Origin of the sequence: Variovorax robiniae, from assembly GCF_037889955.1 — a bacterium.
GTDB lineage: Bacteria > Pseudomonadota > Gammaproteobacteria > Burkholderiales > Burkholderiaceae_C > Variovorax > Variovorax robiniae.
The window spans coordinates 73,030-90,792 of record NZ_JBBKZS010000018.1 but is presented as its reverse complement, the minus strand read 5'-3'; the positions used below and the strand labels follow the sequence as shown (position 1 = coordinate 90,792).

The 17,763-nt window shown below is 62.8% G+C and carries 21 protein-coding genes; 12 read left to right on the top strand and 9 right to left on the bottom strand.

The window, feature by feature from the left end; translation table 11 throughout:
* The first annotated feature begins 1 nt into the window (after position 1).
* The 4 genes from WKW79_RS28965 (at position 2) to WKW79_RS28950 (ending at position 5,807) form a co-directional block, all read left to right on the top strand.
* Positions 2-2,872, top strand: a complete 2,871-nt coding sequence (locus WKW79_RS28965) for a Z1 domain-containing protein (protein WP_340338696.1) — start codon at positions 2-4, stop codon at positions 2,870-2,872.
* Positions 2,873-2,963: 91 nt separating this feature from the next.
* The gene (locus WKW79_RS28960) at positions 2,964-3,086 is read left to right on the top strand and encodes a hypothetical protein (protein WP_340338695.1); all 123 of its coding nucleotides are present in this window, start codon (positions 2,964-2,966) and stop codon (positions 3,084-3,086) included.
* A gap of 16 nt (positions 3,087-3,102) precedes the next feature.
* Positions 3,103-4,002 carry a hypothetical protein gene (locus tag WKW79_RS28955; RefSeq protein ID WP_340338694.1) on the top strand — a complete coding sequence of 300 codons (900 nt, stop codon included), beginning with the start codon at positions 3,103-3,105 and terminating at the stop codon, positions 4,000-4,002.
* The gene (locus WKW79_RS28950; protein WP_340338693.1) at positions 3,999-5,807 is read left to right on the top strand and encodes a hypothetical protein; all 1,809 of its coding nucleotides are present in this window, start codon (positions 3,999-4,001) and stop codon (positions 5,805-5,807) included. The genes WKW79_RS28955 and WKW79_RS28950 overlap by 4 nt, the downstream gene beginning before the upstream one ends.
* A 162-nt stretch (positions 5,808-5,969) precedes the next feature.
* Here the strand turns inward: WKW79_RS28950 and WKW79_RS28945 are convergent, their stop codons facing one another.
* Together WKW79_RS28945 and WKW79_RS28940 are read right to left on the bottom strand one after the other, a co-directional pair.
* Positions 5,970-6,206 (bottom strand): hypothetical protein, encoded by a 237-nt coding sequence (locus WKW79_RS28945; RefSeq protein ID WP_340338692.1) that lies wholly within the window; start codon positions 6,204-6,206, stop codon positions 5,970-5,972.
* 176 nt (positions 6,207-6,382) lie between these two features.
* The gene (locus WKW79_RS28940) at positions 6,383-6,556 is read right to left on the bottom strand and encodes a hypothetical protein (protein WP_340338691.1); all 174 of its coding nucleotides are present in this window, start codon (positions 6,554-6,556) and stop codon (positions 6,383-6,385) included.
* Between the two features lie 58 nt (positions 6,557-6,614).
* On the opposite strand from WKW79_RS28940, the gene WKW79_RS28935 reads away from it, so the two are divergent.
* Positions 6,615-7,061, top strand: coding sequence for a hypothetical protein (locus tag WKW79_RS28935; RefSeq protein ID WP_340338690.1), 447 nt, complete (start codon positions 6,615-6,617; stop codon positions 7,059-7,061).
* 152 nt (positions 7,062-7,213) lie between these two features.
* On the opposite strand, the gene WKW79_RS28930 is transcribed toward WKW79_RS28935, so the two are convergent.
* Entirely contained in the window at positions 7,214-7,348 is a 135-nt protein-coding gene (locus WKW79_RS28930) for a hypothetical protein (RefSeq protein ID WP_340338689.1), read from the bottom strand.
* A 901-nt stretch (positions 7,349-8,249) separates the two neighbouring features.
* Between WKW79_RS28930 and WKW79_RS28925 the strand changes: the two genes are divergently transcribed.
* Genes WKW79_RS28925 through WKW79_RS28915 form a run of 3 tightly spaced genes read left to right on the top strand, consistent with a single transcriptional unit; the run spans position 8,250 to position 9,157 of the window.
* Positions 8,250-8,561, top strand: coding sequence for a type II toxin-antitoxin system HigB family toxin (locus WKW79_RS28925; protein ID WP_340338688.1), 312 nt, complete (start codon positions 8,250-8,252; stop codon positions 8,559-8,561).
* Positions 8,562-8,574: 13 nt separating this feature from the next.
* On the top strand, positions 8,575-8,952 hold the full coding sequence (locus tag WKW79_RS28920; RefSeq protein WP_340338687.1) for a helix-turn-helix domain-containing protein: 378 nt from the start codon (positions 8,575-8,577) through the stop codon (positions 8,950-8,952).
* A gap of 13 nt (positions 8,953-8,965) precedes the next feature.
* Entirely contained in the window at positions 8,966-9,157 is a 192-nt protein-coding gene (locus tag WKW79_RS28915; RefSeq protein ID WP_340338686.1) for a hypothetical protein, read from the top strand.
* A 20-nt stretch (positions 9,158-9,177) separates the two neighbouring features.
* Here WKW79_RS28915 and WKW79_RS28910 read toward each other — a convergent pair whose 3' ends face one another.
* The 4 genes from WKW79_RS28910 to WKW79_RS28895 form a co-directional block, all read right to left on the bottom strand.
* The gene (locus WKW79_RS28910) at positions 9,178-9,594 is read right to left on the bottom strand and encodes a hypothetical protein (protein ID WP_340338685.1); all 417 of its coding nucleotides are present in this window, start codon (positions 9,592-9,594) and stop codon (positions 9,178-9,180) included.
* Between the two features lie 13 nt (positions 9,595-9,607).
* A complete protein-coding gene (locus tag WKW79_RS28905) occupies positions 9,608-9,997 on the bottom strand; it encodes a hypothetical protein (protein WP_340338684.1) in 390 nt (129 codons plus the stop codon).
* Positions 9,998-10,420: 423 nt separating this feature from the next.
* The gene (locus WKW79_RS28900; protein ID WP_340338683.1) at positions 10,421-11,266 is read right to left on the bottom strand and encodes a nucleotidyl transferase AbiEii/AbiGii toxin family protein; all 846 of its coding nucleotides are present in this window, start codon (positions 11,264-11,266) and stop codon (positions 10,421-10,423) included.
* The gene (locus tag WKW79_RS28895; RefSeq protein ID WP_340338682.1) at positions 11,263-11,877 is read right to left on the bottom strand and encodes a type IV toxin-antitoxin system AbiEi family antitoxin domain-containing protein; all 615 of its coding nucleotides are present in this window, start codon (positions 11,875-11,877) and stop codon (positions 11,263-11,265) included. The genes WKW79_RS28900 and WKW79_RS28895 overlap by 4 nt, the downstream gene beginning before the upstream one ends.
* A gap of 304 nt (positions 11,878-12,181) precedes the next feature.
* Between WKW79_RS28895 and WKW79_RS28890 the strand changes: the two genes are divergently transcribed.
* A complete protein-coding gene (locus WKW79_RS28890; protein WP_340338681.1) occupies positions 12,182-13,690 on the top strand; it encodes an arylsulfatase in 1,509 nt (502 codons plus the stop codon).
* 102 nt (positions 13,691-13,792) lie between these two features.
* On the opposite strand, the gene WKW79_RS28885 is transcribed toward WKW79_RS28890, so the two are convergent.
* Together WKW79_RS28885 and WKW79_RS28880 are read right to left on the bottom strand one after the other, a co-directional pair.
* Positions 13,793-14,431 carry a TetR/AcrR family transcriptional regulator gene (locus tag WKW79_RS28885; RefSeq protein WP_340338680.1) on the bottom strand — a complete coding sequence of 213 codons (639 nt, stop codon included), beginning with the start codon at positions 14,429-14,431 and terminating at the stop codon, positions 13,793-13,795.
* 10 nt (positions 14,432-14,441) lie between these two features.
* The gene (locus WKW79_RS28880) at positions 14,442-15,047 is read right to left on the bottom strand and encodes an acyltransferase (protein ID WP_340338679.1); all 606 of its coding nucleotides are present in this window, start codon (positions 15,045-15,047) and stop codon (positions 14,442-14,444) included.
* A gap of 125 nt (positions 15,048-15,172) precedes the next feature.
* Between WKW79_RS28880 and WKW79_RS28875 the strand changes: the two genes are divergently transcribed.
* From WKW79_RS28875 to paaK, 3 genes are read left to right on the top strand one after another with little or no spacing between them, the layout of a single operon-like run.
* Positions 15,173-15,955 (top strand): enoyl-CoA hydratase-related protein, encoded by a 783-nt coding sequence (locus WKW79_RS28875; protein WP_340338678.1) that lies wholly within the window; start codon positions 15,173-15,175, stop codon positions 15,953-15,955.
* A gap of 14 nt (positions 15,956-15,969) precedes the next feature.
* Entirely contained in the window at positions 15,970-16,413 is a 444-nt protein-coding gene (paaI, locus tag WKW79_RS28870; protein ID WP_340338677.1) for a hydroxyphenylacetyl-CoA thioesterase PaaI, read from the top strand.
* A gap of 31 nt (positions 16,414-16,444) precedes the next feature.
* Positions 16,445-17,758: a phenylacetate--CoA ligase PaaK gene (gene paaK, locus WKW79_RS28865; RefSeq protein WP_340338676.1), complete on the top strand. Its 1,314-nt coding sequence runs from the start codon at positions 16,445-16,447 to the stop codon at positions 17,756-17,758.
* Positions 17,759-17,763 lie beyond the last annotated feature (5 nt).

Sequence of the window (17,763 nt, the reverse complement as noted above, 5' to 3'; positions counted from 1 at the left end):
AATGACTACCATCATCTCGCAGGCGGATCTGATCGCCATGCTTGCCGGCGCATTGCAAATGATGCGCAGCGGCCCCAAGCCGCTTGGCGCAGCCATGTTTGCCTGGGGGCAGCTGAACGAACTCAATGTGCCTGATGCGGCGGAGGAACTCTTCGCCCAGTTCAGTGCCGCGAAGCCGAACGCCCCCCTCGTGAACAGGCTTGCCACCAGAATCCACGAGTGGGATGCCTACCAGGACGTCTCGTGGGCCGCGGGAACGCCGCCGCACTCGGTCGCTCGTCGCGATTTGATCGCGGACCGCCTTGGCCTGAGCGCATCCGAGGCGTCGCTTCTCAATGCGCACATCCCGAGCTTCGTGCGCCAAGAGGTCTCGACCGTGATCGCCAACGAGCACGAGCCCTGGTACTGGAAGCAGCGGTCGAGGTCCAGCCGATTTTATTGGGAGGCATACGAACGACAGCTCTCGCAAAGCGGCTCGGGCTTCTCGGAAACAGCCATCAGCAAGTTGTCAGCAAGCATTGATGATGTAGTTTCGCGTCTGTCTGATCCGTGCAGAAGCGAGGTCTACCAGGTCAAGGGTCTGGTCATGGGCTACGTGCAAAGTGGGAAGACAGCCCACTTCACGGGAGTGGTCGCCAAGGCTGTAGATGTGGGATACAGGTTGATCATCATCCTGGCCGGCACGCTGAACATCCTGCGACAGCAGACGCAGCGACGGATCGACAAGTCGCTGGTCGGGCAGGAATTGCTGGGTATGAGTGAGTATGGTGCGGATCACGACTGGAGCACCTTTGTCTCGCACGATGGAGTCCCCAGCGCTCAGGGTGCACCCGATTGGGAACGCCTGACTGGGCGCAATGACGACTATGCCCCACTGGGCGCGCGGGTTTCAGCGCTCGCATTCAAGCGTCAAAACGCTGCGAAGCCATACAACGACCCGGAGAACCTGGAAACTGCGCCGGTTCGCCTGATCGTGATCAAGAAGCTGCCTCTGCTCATCAACAATCTCACGCATGATCTGAAGCAGCTGAGAGATCGGGGCGCTGATCTGGGACACGTTCCGGCTCTGGTGATTGACGACGAGTCTGACCAAGCTTCGATAAATGTGCTGAAGCCGGATGCGGCTGGCAAGTCCCGGAGGACTGCGACGAACGGCGCCATCGTTGACTTGCTGACAGCGTTGCCGCGAGCGCAGTACGTTGGCTACACCGCCACCCCCTTCGCCAATGTGTTCATCGATCCCAGCGATGCGCTGCAGCTTTTCCCCAAGGACTTCATCGTGAGCCTGCCCCGTCCTGAGGGCTACATGGGTGCCGCTGCGTTTTTCGATCTGGATTCGGACGCCGACGAAGGAGGTCCCAACAAGCGCGCCCACGTACGCGAAGTCAGCGGCGAAGATCGCCATCCGGACAACCTCGTGAAAGCGATTGATTCGTTTGTGCTGGCGGGAGCCATCAAGCTGTTTCGAATGGGGCGAGCCCCCCTGGACTTCAACTTTCGTCACCACACGATGCTTGTTCATCATGCGGCAGTACGCCGCGTGCACAAACTGCAGGCAAAGATAGTGGAGGAGCTTTTCACGAGCGGCGAGTTCATTCGGCCAAGTGGACGCCGGCGGTTGAAGGCGCTTTTTGAAAGTGACTTCGCTGTATACAGGGATTCGTCGCTGCCGTTTCCCCAGGACTACGCAGAGCTGGAGCCCTACGTTGCGAAGTGCATGGGCCGGCTGCAGCAGGACAAGGCGGTGCGCATCGTCAACGGCGACGATGACTATGCGGACGACACGCCGGACTTTGACGCTGAATCCGTCTGGGCGATCCTGGTAGGCGGCACCAAGCTCTCGCGTGGCTATACGGTCGAGGGGCTGACTACAACCTACTACCGACGCCTCGCTGGTGCAGGCGACACTCTCATGCAAATGGGGCGCTGGTTCGGGTTCAGGCGCGGCTATGTGGATACTGTCAGGTGGTTTGTGGGAACCAAGGAGAAGAAGTCGGCCAAATCGAGCAAGGAGATCGACATCTATGCCCAGTTCGGGGCATTGTGCCAAGATGAGGAAGCGTTTCGGGAAGAGCTCACGCGTTATGCCGACGAAGAAAGCATCAAGCCTGCCCAGGTGCCGCCACTCGTGCATTCGCATCTCCCATCGCTGCGGCCGACGGCAGCAAACAAGATGTACAACGCCGTGCTGCAATACAAGAACTACGGCGGAGAGTGGAAGGAAAAGACCACGCTTTCGGACGAGTGCGCGTTCCACAACAGCTGGCTGACCGAAGCTCTGCTCGCGCAGGTGGGAGCGAAGATGGAGCGCTTGGCCTGGGATCAGAACGCGAAAGGCTTCGACGCCCTCTGCGGGATCGCATCGCCTGACCAAGTCCTGAAGTTTCTTCGCGAGTTCCGCTGGGAGGGCGAGACGAGTCCCATACGCTGGGAGCTTGAACATCTTGGTGGCAGGCACGGCGACCCGGGCATCAAGGACTGGGTGATCATGCTTCCGCAACTGCGAGAAAACGGCAAACTTGACACGGATCTCTGGCCTGATCCCACGACAGGTCCGCTAAGCGTGGTGAGGCGGTCGCGCGTCAGTGAGGGAGGGCGCTACAAGGTGTTCTCAGAGCCGCGTCATCGTGACGCCGCCGCGTGGATCTCTGCGGTCAAGGAGCTCTCGGACCCCGTTGATACATTGAAAGCGTTGCGCTGCAATTCACGCGCCGTGCTGATCATCTATCCCGTTCTACCTCGCTTTGACGACGAATCGCCAGTGTCCATCGGATTCGGCATTCAGTTTCCGAAGTCCCCCGCCCCGGCTCGAGCGACATGGGGGCATCGCGACGCGTCGCGCAAAGATCAAATCGTGGTTGATACGACTTAGACACGAGAATGGCAAAGTGCAGTGCGACGGCAGGCGCAAGACTATGAGAGGTGCTCCATTTGGAATCGAATCAGAGGCCTGCAAGACCGTGATGCCCGCCATCAACAATCCATCGGTTGAGGCGGGCGTGCAAATCATTGATCGCATCGAGCGTCGTTTGGGCGCGTACAACCGGCGCATCAAGCTGCTATGGGGGATGGCGCGTGGGTTATGACGACGAGCTTCGGGGCATGCTCTCCGAAACTGAAATCGAGCATGTCGGGCTCGGGCTGGCACGGGCGATCCTGTTCGGCGACTACGACGGGACTGACGAGGACGAGGAGCGCTTCGACCACGCGCCACCATCAGCATCTCCCATCGCCGGCGCGATCGTCTCGCGGCCTGCGGTCAACGCAGCCCGCCTAAAGGAGGCGGCGCGCCTCGTCGCCGGACTTACCGTCAAGAGCTCGGTCCGCGCGAAGCTCGTCTACCACCTGATGCGCGAGGAAACCGACTCGGCCATCGCGTCTTACTTGCAGCGCGAACGCATCCCCGCCGCCTACCATGCCCTCATCCGGCTGGTCGACTGCATTGAGATTCTGGTGCGCGGCATCTTCTACAAGGTGGCGGCCCTGCCGCGAAAGGTCGCGCTCGACGCCGAGGTGGCCCGGCTGTGCGCCTCGCTCAAAGCGAACGAGGAGAAGCTCATCGTGTACGACCGCGTCGGCGTGCTGCAGCGCTTCGTGCACGAGAAGCTGCGCCTGCACGGAGATGACGGCATAGTCGAGCGCGTTCGTGTGGAGCCCATGCGTTGCCTGCTGTCGGTGGCTCGGCTGCACCTTAATCTCGTGGACCTTGAGGCGCGAGACCCGGGTTACGCCATCTACTTGAACGAGGTAAGCAGCGCGAGGGCTTCCCTTGAGTACCTCAGTCCCTCACCGCCGCCACTCGCGGTCGTGGGCAAGCACGTCTACACCCGCTGGCGGGTGCGGCACCTGCGGCCTCTCTCGTACTTCTACCGTCGCAGGGGCCGGGGGCGACTGTCGGTCCTGCTGACGCTCGACATCGAGCTGGCGTTTGACGCCTACGTCGAAGCGGCTTGCCGCGGCTTCGCGCTCAACCGCGACGCACCCGCACGGAGCGCAGGGTGATCACCTGCGGCCGCTTCGACCCGCTCATTGTGTGCGACCCTGCTCTCATCGCCAAGTCCACGGCGGTGCGGCGCATCGTCGCGCCCAACCCGAACTGCTTGCAGCCTTTCCAGTTCACGCCTATCGCCACCGACGGCCACCATGTGCTGCATGCGGGCGGATTGGAGGAACTCCACACGTTCCTCGCTTCGCACGTGGCGAGCGGCACGCCGCCGCTCGTCGTTCTCACGAACCGCGAATACTTGGCCACGCTCGAGGCCGCGTCTCTGCGTGGTTGCCGGCTCTACTCGTTCGAGAGGCAGTACCCGCTATTTCCGCAGCTTCGTCACGCACCCTCGCTGCAGGCGAATCTCGCTACCTTGCGCAAGCTGCTGCGGAAAGTGGGGCAGCTCGGCATCGTGGCGTCCAGCTTCTCGCGCGACCAGTCCACCCGGCACCTGCATCACGTGGCAAAGGCGCTCAAGTTCAAGAGCGGCCTGGACCGGTTCTTCTTCTTCTCGCTGAGAGAAGGGCACCAAGAGGTGTACAAGCACGTCGAGGAGCGACCCGAGCGCGCTGTCGTTGCACTCGACTTCAACTCGATGTTCGCGGACTGCCTGCGCGGCAGCTTCTGCGAGCCGCGCGCCATCCGGCATCGTGTCTTCGATCGGCAACCCGCAGCCCTGGACGCGCTCGATGAGGGAATCTACCGGATCGTGCTGCGCGGCGCGCGCCCCGGCTTCATCCAAGACCACCATCCATTCCTGTTCCGGCGGCTAGGCCGCTCGTTCCACTTCCGGCTCGACGTGGGCGGCTCTCTCGAAACGCTGCTGCACAAGTCGGAACTGCTCCACTTCGCGCGCTTCTTCGACGCGGTGGACGTGAAAGAAGGCTTCTGCAGCCCCCGGTCCATCGCGCACCCGCTCGCGGCGGCGGCCGAGCGCTTGTACGCGCGACGCCGCCATGCGCGCTCGCGCGGCGATGGCGCGCTGGAGCAGTTCTGCAAGTCGTCGTTGCAGTTAATGCACAGTGCGACTAATCAGCGCCACGATAAACGTACGGGCTTCGCGTCGCCGCGCGAACTGCGCGACTTCCTCGCGTCGAACTACGCCCTCTCGCTCGACGCGCAGGTACCCCCGGCGGATCTGCAACGCTTCCTGGGGCGCACGGCGTACTTCGGCGTGCGCGATCACGCGGACGGGCTCGAGCTGCGCCACCTCGACATTGACGCGGCGGGCGCCGTCTATTGCCTGTCGAGCGGCGTGCTTGCAAATGCGCGCGTGAAGCTGCTCGCAGCGATCGAGCGCTTCGTCGCCTTCGACTCGGTGGAGGTCTGCTACGCCAACATCGATTCGGTGCACCTCTCAATCGCGAAAGACCGGCTCGACGCGTTCCTGCGGCACTTTAAAGACTTCATCGGGGACTCGCTGGGCCAGATGAGGGTGGAGGCCATTGCTGACCGCGGCTACTGGTTCGACGTGGGACGCTATTGGCTGCTAAAGGACGAGCGCGTCGTGCAGTTCCGAAACAGGGGCTTTAATAACGGCCGCTCGCAAGACGCGTTCGTTTCCCGCCGCTGGGCATATACGCACCATGAGGCTGAGGCCTTCAGCCACCTGCGGCCGTTCGTGATGCGGCTCGAGGACTCGTTCAGCTACACGAAGAAGCTCGGGCCGCCGGGCAGTGGAACGACCGATTTCATTCGATGTTCCATCGAGGAGATCAAGACCGCGGCCGCGATGAACGCGACGGAGGCTGCGGAGATGCTGCGTTCGCGGGGGCAAAAGGTCGAGCTTTTCGCGAAGCTCGCCGGAGAAGCCAGGTGAGATGGCGGTCCGAGGAAGACAGTGGCTGAAGGTTCATGGCCGAAGGCCTCTTGCGAAGCACTGCGGTGGCAGCATCGAGGAGAAGTCCCTCGACTCACCTGCTGCTGCGCGGCACGGGCCGCGTATATGAATTGTAGCCGGTGGCTTACCTCGGGCAAAAGATCAAAGTAAAACCCTCTTGCCCCAGCCATTCGGCCAAGTCAGGTTCAAAGGGACTTTCTCAGCCGACATCACGTCAACACCTAGCGGAGAACAATTGTATTCGTGTGCCAGAAAAAAGCCCGCGCGCGGCGGGCTGCAACGCTCGTCACGCACGATCACAAGCTCGGCGCGAGCGCGAATGGCATCGAGGGCGGCGCCCAGTTCGCCGCTCGCTTGCTTGGGCTTGCGGGCTGTCATGATGGCTTCCCTTCCCTTGCTGCATCCTCGCGGCGCAGGCGTTCACTAAGCATGCTCTCGGCCGTGTCGTAGGCCCAGGGATGGAGCGCTCACGCTTGCCGAGCGCCATGCGCTGACCGTCGCCGCGTGAACCAGCCGCACCCCGGACGAGCCCGCCGCGTGCGGGCTTTTCTTGCCTAACCGTCGGTCAGCCGGAGGAACGGTTCAAAGAGTTCGTGACGACGAGCGAATTGCGCATCGAAGTCCGTTTTTGCGGCATTCAACGCATCGAGCCTCCCGGTCTTGTCGCCGAATCGCTCGTCATCGTAGGTCGCTTGCGCAACCCTTAGCGTCAGCACGGCGGCACGCATCTGACTTGACTGGCACCGGGTTCGCATTGATCATTTGTCCTTACACGGAGGCGAACTCATGAAGGCGGTTATTGCTCTACTTCTTTCGCTACTCGCCTGCACCATGGCGCAGGCGCAAGCCCAGTCGCTAATTGCCGGGAAGACCATTTACATGGTCAACCCAAAAGGAATCGGAGCGGTATACGACGGCTCAACCGGCGCCAAGATCGCGGACCTCCGAAACGCGAAGCCCCTCTACTTGGAAGCCATGGATGGGCAAAAGAGCGATGACCCCAAGCCGTCGCCATCCCCGTCGCCGTCGCCGTCGCCAAAGCCTGATGACCCCAAAACTTGGCCGGTGTTTCCCGGTTGCGAGAAGGGATGCCCGAAGCCACCAGACCCAAAGCCGATCTGCACAGGACCATTCTGTCCCTACAAGCGCGGCGATGACGCTCTCATCCTCACCCCCAACATTGATCGAATGCCGTCTCGATTGCGCATCGATCAGGCGCAGAAGTCGCGCTAGAGCACAGTAGCCGGCCCCGCGCCGGCTACTTTTTTGCCCGCGGGAGTCTCTCCGAGTAGGGAGCCCGCTTCCGAAGAGAAAACAGGAACCGTCGTCGCCCTCCGAGATCGGGACGCTGACGCCGACGACGAGCCCGCCGAGTGCGGGCTTTTCTACTTGCGGAGCCAGAAGCCGACGATCGTCCCGATCGCGCCATACGCCCACTTCTGTTCGCTGTCGCCATACACACTCGCCAGCACCACGTAGAGCGCAGCGAAGAGAACGACAAGGTTGACCAACGCTGGCATATACACGGAGTCAAAGCGAGTCCAGGCGCGGCGAGGCGGCGACGACGACTCCAACTTCGCCAGCGGATCGCGGATGCGCGCTTTTATTGCCTCTAGTTTTTGAGCGGGCGAGCGGACACGTATTCCCTCGCCTTTGCGCGCCACGAGTCGGCCGCGAGCCGCCTTCGAGTTTTTGCACAGAGCCATACGAGCGTCACTACGCCGACCAGCATGACCGCATAGGGCCAGTAACGAAGCCATTCCGACGCCACTGAGCCCGCCGCGTGCGGGTTTTTTTGTGCGCCTACTCGTCGGTCAGGTGCAGGAACGGCCCGAACACTTCATCGCGCCGGCCAAATTGGTCGACAACTTTCCTTCGGCGGTAGCTTTCGCCATCTGCTGATCGAGCGGCATGACCCCGTCTCTGCACTACTCAAGGCCGCCCGCTGAGCTACATGAAGCTCGTGCAAAGCCATTGCAAGCTCGACGACAAGCCAATGCGACACGCTCTTGTTGAAGAGCCACTTCGCGCCCGTCATGTCTCGCCAGAACGGGTGCGACAAGTCATAACCAGGTTCGTCGTCAGTGAAGCCAGTCGCGAGAGCCGTTTCCATGTGCTTCGTCACAAGGTCGTAGAACACCATCCGGCGCTCGAATAGATCGAGCCGCAGCTTGTTCCTAGCCGTGGCCGCTGCCCACGAAGCAGTCGCTGCTTGCTGCCTCGAAATGTCCGCCTGTATGTGTCCGAAATTCTAAGCGATGCGCGCCGCAATCAGGGCAGCGATGAAGGTCAGAAGTGGCCCAGCTAATGGGGCGCCACTCGCAAGGTAGGCGGTGAAAGTGTCCTTGCGGCATTTTCTATCGCTCGGGATTTTTCGCGCCCGCGAAACCCACTAGTCCCAATTTGGGACTACAATGCCCCATGCACATCGTTTCCAAGTCTGCCCTCACCGAGTTCTACGGCCAGCCCGACTACAAGGACTCGGAGCCGGCGCTGTCCGCGTGGTACCGCGAGGCGACGGCCGCGCTGTGGGAAACCCCGGCCGACGTGAAGGCAAGCTACAGAAACGCCAGCTTCATCGCGAACAACCGGGTGGCCTTCAACATCAAAGGGAACGACTACCGCCTGATCGTCGCCATCGCCTACAAGATGAAGTACGTCTACATCAAGTTCGTTGGCACCCACGCGCAATACGATGCGATCGATGCCGCCACCGTTGACCAGTCCAAGTAAAGGAGCCGCCATCATGGAAGTCCACGCCATCCGCACCGAAGCCGCCTATCGCGCCGCGCTGCGCGAAGTGTCGGCGCTCGTCGACCTTGACCCCGAAATCGATACGCCCGAGGGTGAACGCCTCGACGTGCTTGGAACGCTTGTCCAGGCGTACGAAGCGCGGCACTACCCGATCGACCCGCCGGACCCGGTCGACGCGATCAAGTTCCGCATGGATCAAGCTGGCCTGTCCGTGGCCGACATGGTCCCGTACATCGGCCCGCCGAACCGGGTTTACGAAGTGCTCAACCGCAAGCGCTCGCTGACGCTGAACATGATCCGCCGGCTTGCCGAGTTGGGCATTCCGGCCGAAGTGCTGATCGGGCACGGCCAAGTTCACGCCGCGGCCTGACGGCGGGCAACCCATGCGACAGCCCGGCACCGAGGCCTTGCATCAGGCCGTTCTCGATGCGGTGGGCGCTCTCTTCGACGCGACCGGCACGGCCGCGTTCTGCCTGCCGATCCCCGGCACCACGCCGCCGGTCTTCGTGGCCGCCGGCGAGCCCGGCACCATTCGCCTGTTGCTGCCCGATAGCGCGAACGATCGCTACGTGTAGCGCGCGCCGACCTGGAGCGATCACGGCCGCCTCTCTTTCGCCGAGGCTTTCTCGATCGCAGCCCAGGGCATCAAAACGACGAACGCCCAAACGAGCAACGAAGCTGCGCATCGCAGAATGCCGTCGACCAACTGTGCCTGCGACTGCACCATGTCCCGATTAATCCAAATGTAGATCGCGAGAAACGCCACAGTGGCTAACCATTGGAGACGCGACGTGTCGAGCAAGTCAGCGTCAAATCGACCCGACGACGATGCGCCATTGACGCTCAACTGACCGGCGAGATATGAAAAAAGAGCGATCGCAACGTACGCGAAATGATTGTCCGTCGGCCTCCCGAACATCGCCCGGATGGCATCGCCACCGCCGGCAAACAACGACCCGATGAGCACCAGCACAAAGGCGCCTGACGCTCCGACCATGAGACTCTTGACCATTCCCGCCTCGCTCCTAAGTTCGAATTTCGGCAATGTACCGGATCACCTGCGCTTGAAACGCTCCCGCCGGCACCGCGCCCTTGCGCATGACCTTCACCCAGTCTGGCGACCGCGCACGCAGGTTGTGAAACCGCTTCTTGTTCTTGGTTTTGAAACAGAATTCGCCCCACTGCACCCGCACGATGTTGCCGATCCCGACGCGCTCCAAGAGGCGCGCGAATTGCTCGCCCTGCCCGCCGATGTCAACGAGGAACGTGACATTGCTGATCGTCCGCGCATAGTCAACGACGCGGCCTACAACATCAGTCCAATCGAGCGTGTTCGAGAACACCGGGATGCTCACCACGTCGATCCGGCGCGGGGCGGGGTCGATGCGGTCCCCGTTGCCGATCGCGCGAATCAAAGGAACTTTCTCAGCCGGGCCTGCAAAGCAGGTACAGCACCCCTTGCAGTTACGGATTGGTCCTTAGCGGATGGTCCTTGGCGGTCGAAACCGACGCCTAGGTAGAGCGCCCCAATTGTTTATCTTTGGAGCTTGGGACTTGCCCCAAGCCCCGTGTCAGCTTTTGGATCCCATAGGCCTCTGATAAGCTTAGCGTGCATGGCATTGGCTGGATTGAGGGCGGGTCCAATGGTCGCTCGCTGCAGTAACTCGTGCAGTAACTGATGGTGTGCGGAAGGTGAGAACGTAGATCCCAAGCGGGTTTGCGGACATCTTGTGGGAGAGCCCCAGGCCACCAAATATCAAAAGCCCTTGATTCCAGACGGATCAAGGGCTTTTCAGTTTGCGGCGCTTCGCATTCGTTGGGTGGATTGGTGCGGGGCGTCAGAACGCGCGGCACTTCTGGAACTCCTCTCGCAGTCGTGTCACGACGTGCGCGAGGTCCATCGCCTCAAGGCGGTTCTTCTTCAAGAATGCCGCCCACTGCGCCTTCTTCGCTCTGTCATCGGAGAAGCTTTCGCTCAAGCCTGTAGGGAGGTTGCTGGGCATCGAAAGCTTCCGGCGCTCGAAAGTGGCTGCAATGGCACGCCGCAGTTCGCTGGTGTCCAACGTCCCCTCGGTCATCAGCACCCAGAGGTCAAAGTAGTCCTTCATCCGGGTATTGGCCATGCCCAGAAGGCAGACCGCATGGAACTTTTCGGCCACGACGGTGTACTTGGGATAGCTGCGCAACTGCGGGGCCGGCAAGTCTTCGAGTAGTACCGGGTAACTTACGGCTTCCGGCGCCGGAGTGACCGCGTCGCCGAAGCCGATGTCCACCTGCAGCGCGATTCGTGCACCATCCAGTGTCGCTCGCAGATCGATCCGAACGCCTCCGTAGCCGGCTTCCTTGCGGATCACTGCACCTTGCACTGACGCAGCATCGAAAGCGATCCCATCGTCCACTGCAATCTGGCAGATCTCACGGAACGCGCTCACAGTCGACGCGACGTCGTCTGGCCCGAACCCCAATAGGTCGACGTCGCGAGTGGGCCGATGTGGCTGGTCGTACCAGAGCGAAAACAGCAGTGCGCCCTTGAGCAGGTAGTTGGAGGCGCTGGATGAGATGGACAAGCGGTACAGCAGGCGCTCAAGGCCGTAGTGAGTGAGCGTTAAGTTGAAGTCCTGCTTCTTGGCATCTGCAATTTGCTTCAGCCGGGCGCGGATCGACCCAGCGATGTTGCGGCTCAAGTGATGACGCTTTCGAGGTAGGGCCGCATCACGTTGGATACGCGATCGATCGTCGCGTAGTGCCCGAGCGCGTCGATCGTCACCTTCCGCTGCGCCCATCCGTCGCGTAGCGCTTCCAGCGTAACGTCCAGGCCGATCTTGTTGCGAAATTTGAAGCAGTCGGCAATGGTCTTGGCAGCGTTGAAGACCGGAACGCTGACGCCATCGATTTCGATGAGTTCGACGCCTTCGGACAGTGCGGGGCCGGACATGCGGATGGCACGCAGTGCAGGCTGGTCGAGTTTGGGCGTGGGTGAGTTGCGGGGGATCGCGATCCAGACCTCGAACGGCGCTTGCGTGCCTAACCCGTGCACGCGCAACGCGGACAGCAGGCAGACGATGCCCTGCGGGACGCGAATGGCGACCTCTGCCAGAGAGCGGTGCTCGCTCAGTGTGCGTCCTGGCAGGCTGTAGACACCTCGGGCGACCCGCTCGATCCTCCCTGCCGCGACCAGCCGGCTGAGTGCCATCGTGGGGAGTCCATGCTCTGCCAGATCGCGCGCGCGCAGCAGTGGCTGCTGGTCGGCGAGCGCCATGACAGCTAGTTCGAGTGCTAAGGTGGGTGGGGGCATGCTGGAGTATGTTGGATTTGCTAGTCATTTATCAATAAATATGGGGAAAATGCAACATGGACTGTTGCCCTTGGCGGCATTGAAAGTCTGTCTTCTGGGCATCAGCAAGCTGAGATGGGAGGGGCTCTCTTGCATCCCATGCATCCCCTGCAGTTCTTGCGAGCGGGACAGGCACCTCGCACCGCTATACCAAAAGCTAGTTGCGACGCCATGCACCGCGCGGAAGATCGCTTCCTCACCGAGGCTGTGGCCGCTGGTGCAGTGCTGCCTTTCCGGCGGCGATCCCAACGCAAGGAGCGACAGAATGGCGACGAAAACCAAGCAACCGAATATTCTTGTCATGTGGGGCGACGACATCGGTCAGTCGAACCTGAGCTGCTACACCAAGGGCATGATGGGCTACCGCACGCCCAACATCGACCGGATTGCCAAGGAAGGCATGATCTTCACGGATGCCTATGCCGAGCAGAGTTGCACGGCCGGGCGTGCGTCGTTCATCACCGGGCAGTGCGGCTTGCGTACCGGCCTGACCAAGGTGGGGCTGCCCGGCGCGGAACTGGGCTTGAAGGCCGAGGACATCACCATCGCCGAGGCGCTCAAGCCGCTCGGCTACCGCACCGGCCAGTTCGGCAAGAACCATTTGGGTGACCGTGACGAGCACTTGCCGACCATGCACGGCTTCGACGAGTTCTTCGGCAACCTCTACCACTTGAACGCGGAAGAGGAGCCCGAGGAAGTCGACTACCCGAACGAGAAGGACTTCCCCAACTTCAAGAAAAAGTACGGACCCCGCGGCGTGCTGCACTGCTGGGCCGATGGAAAGGGCGGACAGAAGATCGAAAACACTGGGCCGCTCACCAAGAAGCGCATGGAAACCTGCGACGACGAATTCATGGCCGCGGCCAAGAAGTTCATCCAGGCCGCGCACGACGCGGGCGAGCCCTTCTTCGTGTGGTTCAACACCTCGCACATGCATGCGTGGACGCACGTGAAGCCCGAAAGCCGCGGGCAGTCCGGCCGCTGGCAGTCCGAGTACCACGATGTGATGATCGACCACGACAAGTGCATCGGCGAGATGCTCGACTTCCTGGACGAACTCGGCATCGCCGACAACACCTTCGTCAAGTACAGCACCGACAACGGCCCGCACATGAACACCTGGCCGGATGCGGGCACGACGCCCTTCCGCAACGAGAAGAATTCGAGCTGGGAAGGCGCCTATCGCATTCCGCTGGTGGTCCGCTTCCCTGGCGTGATCGAGGCCGGATCGGAATCGAACGAGATCGTGAGCCACCTCGACTGGTTCCCGACCATCCTGGCCGCGGCGGGCGAGCCCGACATCAAGGAAAAGCTCAAGAAGGGCCACAAGATCGGCGACAAGACTTTCAAGGTGCACCTCGACGGCTACAACCTCGTGCCCTACCTCTCAGGCAAGGAGAAGAAGAGCCCGCGTCCCGGCTTCATCTACTTCACCGACGAGGGCGACGTGGCGGCCATCCGCTACGACCACTGGAAGATGCTGTTCATGGAGCAGCGCGTCACGGGCACGCTGAAGATCTGGCAGGAGCCCTTCGTGGTGCTGCGCACGCCCTACATCTTCAACCTGCGCATGGACCCGTACGAGCGTGCGCAGATCACATCGAACACCTTCTACGACTGGATGTTCCGGCACATCTACCTGCTGGTGCCGGCGCAGGCCATCGTCGGGGAGTTCCTCGCGACCTTCAAGGAATTCCCGCCTCGGCAGAAGGCGGCAAGCTTCAGCCTGGATCAGGTGATCGCGAAGATGACCGAGGCGTCGAGCGGAAGCTGACCCACCCCCGAACGCGCCTGCGGCGCTCCCCCCAAGGGGAGCGCACCGAGCGGCCCGGCGAACCCGGCTCCGCGGGTGCCCACGAAGGGGCGCGCTCTTGTTTCAGATGGTGCGGGCGTGCGGGTCGGCCGTGGCTGCCGCTTCCGGCAGCCGCACCTCGCCAATGCCACCCAGAAACAGGTCCGCCACGATCGGCGCCATGGCGTCGTAGCCAAGTTCGCCGTCGGGCTTCATCCAGGTGAACATCCAGTTGATCATGCCGAACAGGAGCATGGTCAGCGGCTTCGACAGGTGCGCGCTGGGTTGGCCCGCGCGCATCTCCGACACCGCACGCGCAAAGCCGGCGACGACGTGGCGCTCCTTGTCGAGCACACGCTCGCGGTCCTCGGGTTCCAGGAATTTCACATCCTCGGTCAGCACGCGGTGCGCGTCCTGGGCGTTGGCGTATTCGGCCACGATGCGGTGGATCAGGTGGCGCAGCCTGTCCTCGCCTTGCAAATGGGCGGCGGCCTCGTCGTCGATCAGGGCTTCCAGGCGCGACACGTGCCCTTCGGCAATGCTGACGAGCAGGCTGTATTTGTCCTTGTAGTAGTGATACAGCGAGGCCTTGGACAGCCCGCAGGCCTCCGCGACCTGGTTCATCGAGGCAGAGGCATAGCCCCGCTTCGCGAACAGCGCGGCGGCGCGGGACAGGATCATCTCCCGCTGGTCTTCGTAGGTGGCGGCTCTTCCGCGCGGCATGGGCTGGCGCCTACTCGTCGCGCTTGGTGGCGATCAGCGTCTTCACCGGCGCATGCTGTACGCGCGGCCGATCGGCCTCGACGGCGGCAAGCGGCGCGACCTCGACCAGGCTGGCCTGGCAGCGGCGCGTGAGTTCCTGGTAGGTGAGGGTGCCGTCGAGCTTCCAGGCAATCTCCTGGTCGCTGAGTTCGCGCTTGACCTTGGCGGGCATGCCGGCGGCTAGGCTGCGCGGCGGCACCTTCATGCCGGCGGGCACGAAGGCGCAGGCCGCGACGAAGGAATTCGCGCCGATTTCGGCCTCGTCCATCACCACCGCGTTCATGCCGACCAGCGCATCGCGCCGGATCACGCAGCCATGCAGCACCGCGCCGTGACCGACGTGGCCGTTCTCCTCGATCAGCGTGTCCTGCTCCGGAAAGCCGTGCATCACGCAGGTGTCTTGCACATTGGCCCCGGCGTGGAGCACGATGCGACCGAAGTCGCCGCGCAGGCTGGCATTGGGGCCGATGTAGCAGTTGGGGCCGACGATCACGTCGCCGATGAGCACGGCGGTGGGGTGCACGTAGGCACTCGGGTCGACCACCGGCACGACGCCTTCGATGGAGTAGCAGGGCATGTCTCTTCCTTCTGTTTTCTTGGGGGCTAGGGTTTGCACTAGGTCAAACGACTTGCGCAGCGAAGTCGGGAAATAATAAACTCTACCGAACGGTCGGTCAATAATGTTTTAAGAGCAATAGAGAGATGACAGAACCCACGATTTTGGTAGCACAGGCAGGCGGCGTGACCACGCTGACGCTCAACCGTCCCACCGCGATGAACAGCTTCACGAGCGCGATGCATGCGGAGCTGCTGGCGGCCTTGAATGCCGCCGCGAACGATGCGTCGGTGCGCTGCGTGATCATCACGGGCGCGGGGCGCGGCTTCTGCGCGGGGCAGGATCTGAGCGACCCGGCGGCTGCGCCGGGGCAGGACCTGGGCAAGCTGATCGAGGCCAACTACGCGCCGCTGGTGGAGCGCGTGCGCTCGATGCCGGTGCCGGTGATTGCTGCGGTCAACGGGGTTGCTGCCGGTGCGGGCGCCAATCTCGCGCTGTGCTGCGACCTGGTGGTTGCGGGGCGCTCGGCCAGCTTTATCCAGGCCTTCTCGAAGATCGGGCTCGTCGTCGATACCGGCGGCACGTGGCTGCTGCCGCGGCTGATCGGTTCGGCCCGCGCCATGGGCCTGGCCATGCTGGGCGACAAGGTGCCCGCGGCCGACGCGGCGCAGATGGGAATGATCTGGCAGTGCGTCGATGACACCTCGCTGCTCGAGACAGCCAACGCATTGGCCACGCGCCTCGCCGGCATGCCGACGCGCGCGCTGGTCGCGACGCGACAGGCCCTGACCGCAGCGCAAGGCATGGACATGCGCCAGGCCCTGCAACTGGAGGCCACGCTGCAATCCGAACTGGGCAGTGCACACGACTACCTCGAAGGCGTCGATGCCTTCCGCAACAAGCGCGCGCCGACCTTCACCGACCGCTGACCCATTCGCTTCCCATGACTGAAGTCCAAACGCCCCAACAAACCGCCGAGCATGTCCGCGAAGGCATGCTGCGCAACGACCGCGCGACGCGCTCGCTCGGCATGCGCATCGTCGAGGTCGCGCCCGGCCGCGCCACGATCCACATGCAGGTGCGCGAAGACATGCTCAACGGCCACGACATCTGCCACGGCGGTTTCATCGCCACGCTGTGCGATTCGGCCTTCGCCTTCGCCTGCAATTCGTACAACGAACTCACGGTGGCCTCCGGTTTCGGCATCGACTTCATGGCGCCGGGCAGGCTCGGCGACGAACTCGTCGCGCGATGCGAAGAGGTGTCGAAGTCCGGGCGCACCGGCGTCTACGACACGGAGGTCACCAACCAGCGCGGCGAGCGCCTGGCGGTGTTCCGCGGCCGCTCGTACACCATGAAGGGCAAGCCGGCTGTCCAGCCCGCCTGACCCGCTGCCAGCCTGAAGAGGAGACAAGAACATGCCCGTGAAGCAACCCGCCCCCGGCGACCTGTCGGCGATCGAGACCGCCAGCCGCGACGAGATCGCCGCGCTGCAGCTCGCACGCATGAAGGACACGCTGCAACGCGCCTACGACAACGTGCCGCACTACCGCAAGGCCTTCGATGCCAAGGGCGTGAAGCCGGGCGACCTGAAACAGCTCAGCGACCTGTCGAAGTTCCCCTTCCTGGTGAAGTCCGACCTGCGCGACAACTACCCCTTCGGCCTGTTCGCCGTGCCGCGCGAAAAGCTGTCGCGCGTGCATGCATCGTCGGGCACCACCGGCAAGCCGACCGTGGTCGGCTACACGAAGAACGACATCGACACCTGGGCCGAACTCGTCGCGCGTTCGATCCGTGCCGCGGGCGGACGTCCCGGCGACCTGATCCACATCGCCTATGGCTATGGCCTGTTCACCGGCGGCCTCGGCGCGCACTACGGCGCGGAGCGCGCGGGCTGCACCGTGGTACCGATGGGCGGCGGTCAGACCGAGAAGCAGGTGCAACTGATCCAGGACTTCAAGCCGTCCATCATCATGGTCACGCCGAGCTACATGCAGGTGGTGATCGAGGAGTTCGCGCGGCAGGGCATCGATGCGCGCGAAAGCTCGCTGAAGGTTGGCATCTTCGGCGCGGAGCCGTGGACCGAGGCGATGCGCCACGACATCGAGCACAAGGCCGGCATCGACGCGGTCGACATCTATGGCCTCTCCGAAGTGATGGGCCCGGGCGTCGCCAGCGAATGCATCGAGAGCAAGGACGGCCCGGTCATCTGGGAAGACCACTTCTATCCCGAGATCATCGACCCGATCACCGGCGAGCTGGTGCCCGACGGCGAGGAGGGCGAACTGGTCTTCACCTCGCTGACCAAGGAAGCCCTGCCGGTCGTCCGCTACCGCACGCGCGACCTCACGCGCCTGCTGCCGCCGACCTCGCGCTCGTTCCGCCGCATGGGCAAGATCGTCGGCCGCAGCGACGACATGATGATCATCCGCGGCGTCAACGTGTTCCCCACGCAGGTCGAGGAGATCGTGCTCGCGCACGAGGCGCTCACCGGCCTCTACCAGATGCACATCAGCCGCGAAGGGCTGCTCGACCAGGTCGAGGTGCATTGCGAACTGCAGCCCAACAGCATCATCTCCGAGAGCGATCGCGTCGCGGTGGCCAAGTGGGTGCAGCACCGCATCAAGACGCTGGTCGGTATTTCGACCGAAGTCCGCGTGTTCGACCCGAACACGATCGAGCGCACGCAGACCGGCAAGGCCCGCCGCGTGGTCGACAAACGTCCCCGCTGAACAAG

Coding starts and splice junctions, on each gene's coding strand:
- WKW79_RS28965 (WP_340338696.1), top strand. CDS start 2: ATGACTACCATCATCTCGCAGGCGGATCTGATCGCCATGCTTGCCGGC.
- WKW79_RS28960 (WP_340338695.1), top strand. CDS start 2,964: ATGCCCGCCATCAACAATCCATCGGTTGAGGCGGGCGTGCAAATCATT.
- WKW79_RS28955 (WP_340338694.1), top strand. CDS start 3,103: ATGCTCTCCGAAACTGAAATCGAGCATGTCGGGCTCGGGCTGGCACGG.
- WKW79_RS28945 (WP_340338692.1), bottom strand. CDS start 6,206: ATGACAGCCCGCAAGCCCAAGCAAGCGAGCGGCGAACTGGGCGCCGCC.
- WKW79_RS28940 (WP_340338691.1), bottom strand. CDS start 6,556: ATGCGTGCCGCCGTGCTGACGCTAAGGGTTGCGCAAGCGACCTACGAT.
- WKW79_RS28935 (WP_340338690.1), top strand. CDS start 6,615: ATGAAGGCGGTTATTGCTCTACTTCTTTCGCTACTCGCCTGCACCATG.
- WKW79_RS28930 (WP_340338689.1), bottom strand. CDS start 7,348: ATGCCAGCGTTGGTCAACCTTGTCGTTCTCTTCGCTGCGCTCTACGTG.
- WKW79_RS28925 (WP_340338688.1), top strand. CDS start 8,250: ATGCACATCGTTTCCAAGTCTGCCCTCACCGAGTTCTACGGCCAGCCC.
- WKW79_RS28920 (WP_340338687.1), top strand. CDS start 8,575: ATGGAAGTCCACGCCATCCGCACCGAAGCCGCCTATCGCGCCGCGCTG.
- WKW79_RS28915 (WP_340338686.1), top strand. CDS start 8,966: ATGCGACAGCCCGGCACCGAGGCCTTGCATCAGGCCGTTCTCGATGCG.
- WKW79_RS28910 (WP_340338685.1), bottom strand. CDS start 9,594: ATGGTCAAGAGTCTCATGGTCGGAGCGTCAGGCGCCTTTGTGCTGGTG.
- WKW79_RS28895 (WP_340338682.1), bottom strand. CDS start 11,877: ATGCCCCCACCCACCTTAGCACTCGAACTAGCTGTCATGGCGCTCGCC.
- WKW79_RS28890 (WP_340338681.1), top strand. CDS start 12,182: ATGGCGACGAAAACCAAGCAACCGAATATTCTTGTCATGTGGGGCGAC.
- WKW79_RS28885 (WP_340338680.1), bottom strand. CDS start 14,431: ATGCCGCGCGGAAGAGCCGCCACCTACGAAGACCAGCGGGAGATGATC.
- WKW79_RS28880 (WP_340338679.1), bottom strand. CDS start 15,047: ATGCCCTGCTACTCCATCGAAGGCGTCGTGCCGGTGGTCGACCCGAGT.
- WKW79_RS28875 (WP_340338678.1), top strand. CDS start 15,173: ATGACAGAACCCACGATTTTGGTAGCACAGGCAGGCGGCGTGACCACG.
- paaI (WP_340338677.1), top strand. CDS start 15,970: ATGACTGAAGTCCAAACGCCCCAACAAACCGCCGAGCATGTCCGCGAA.
- paaK (WP_340338676.1), top strand. CDS start 16,445: ATGCCCGTGAAGCAACCCGCCCCCGGCGACCTGTCGGCGATCGAGACC.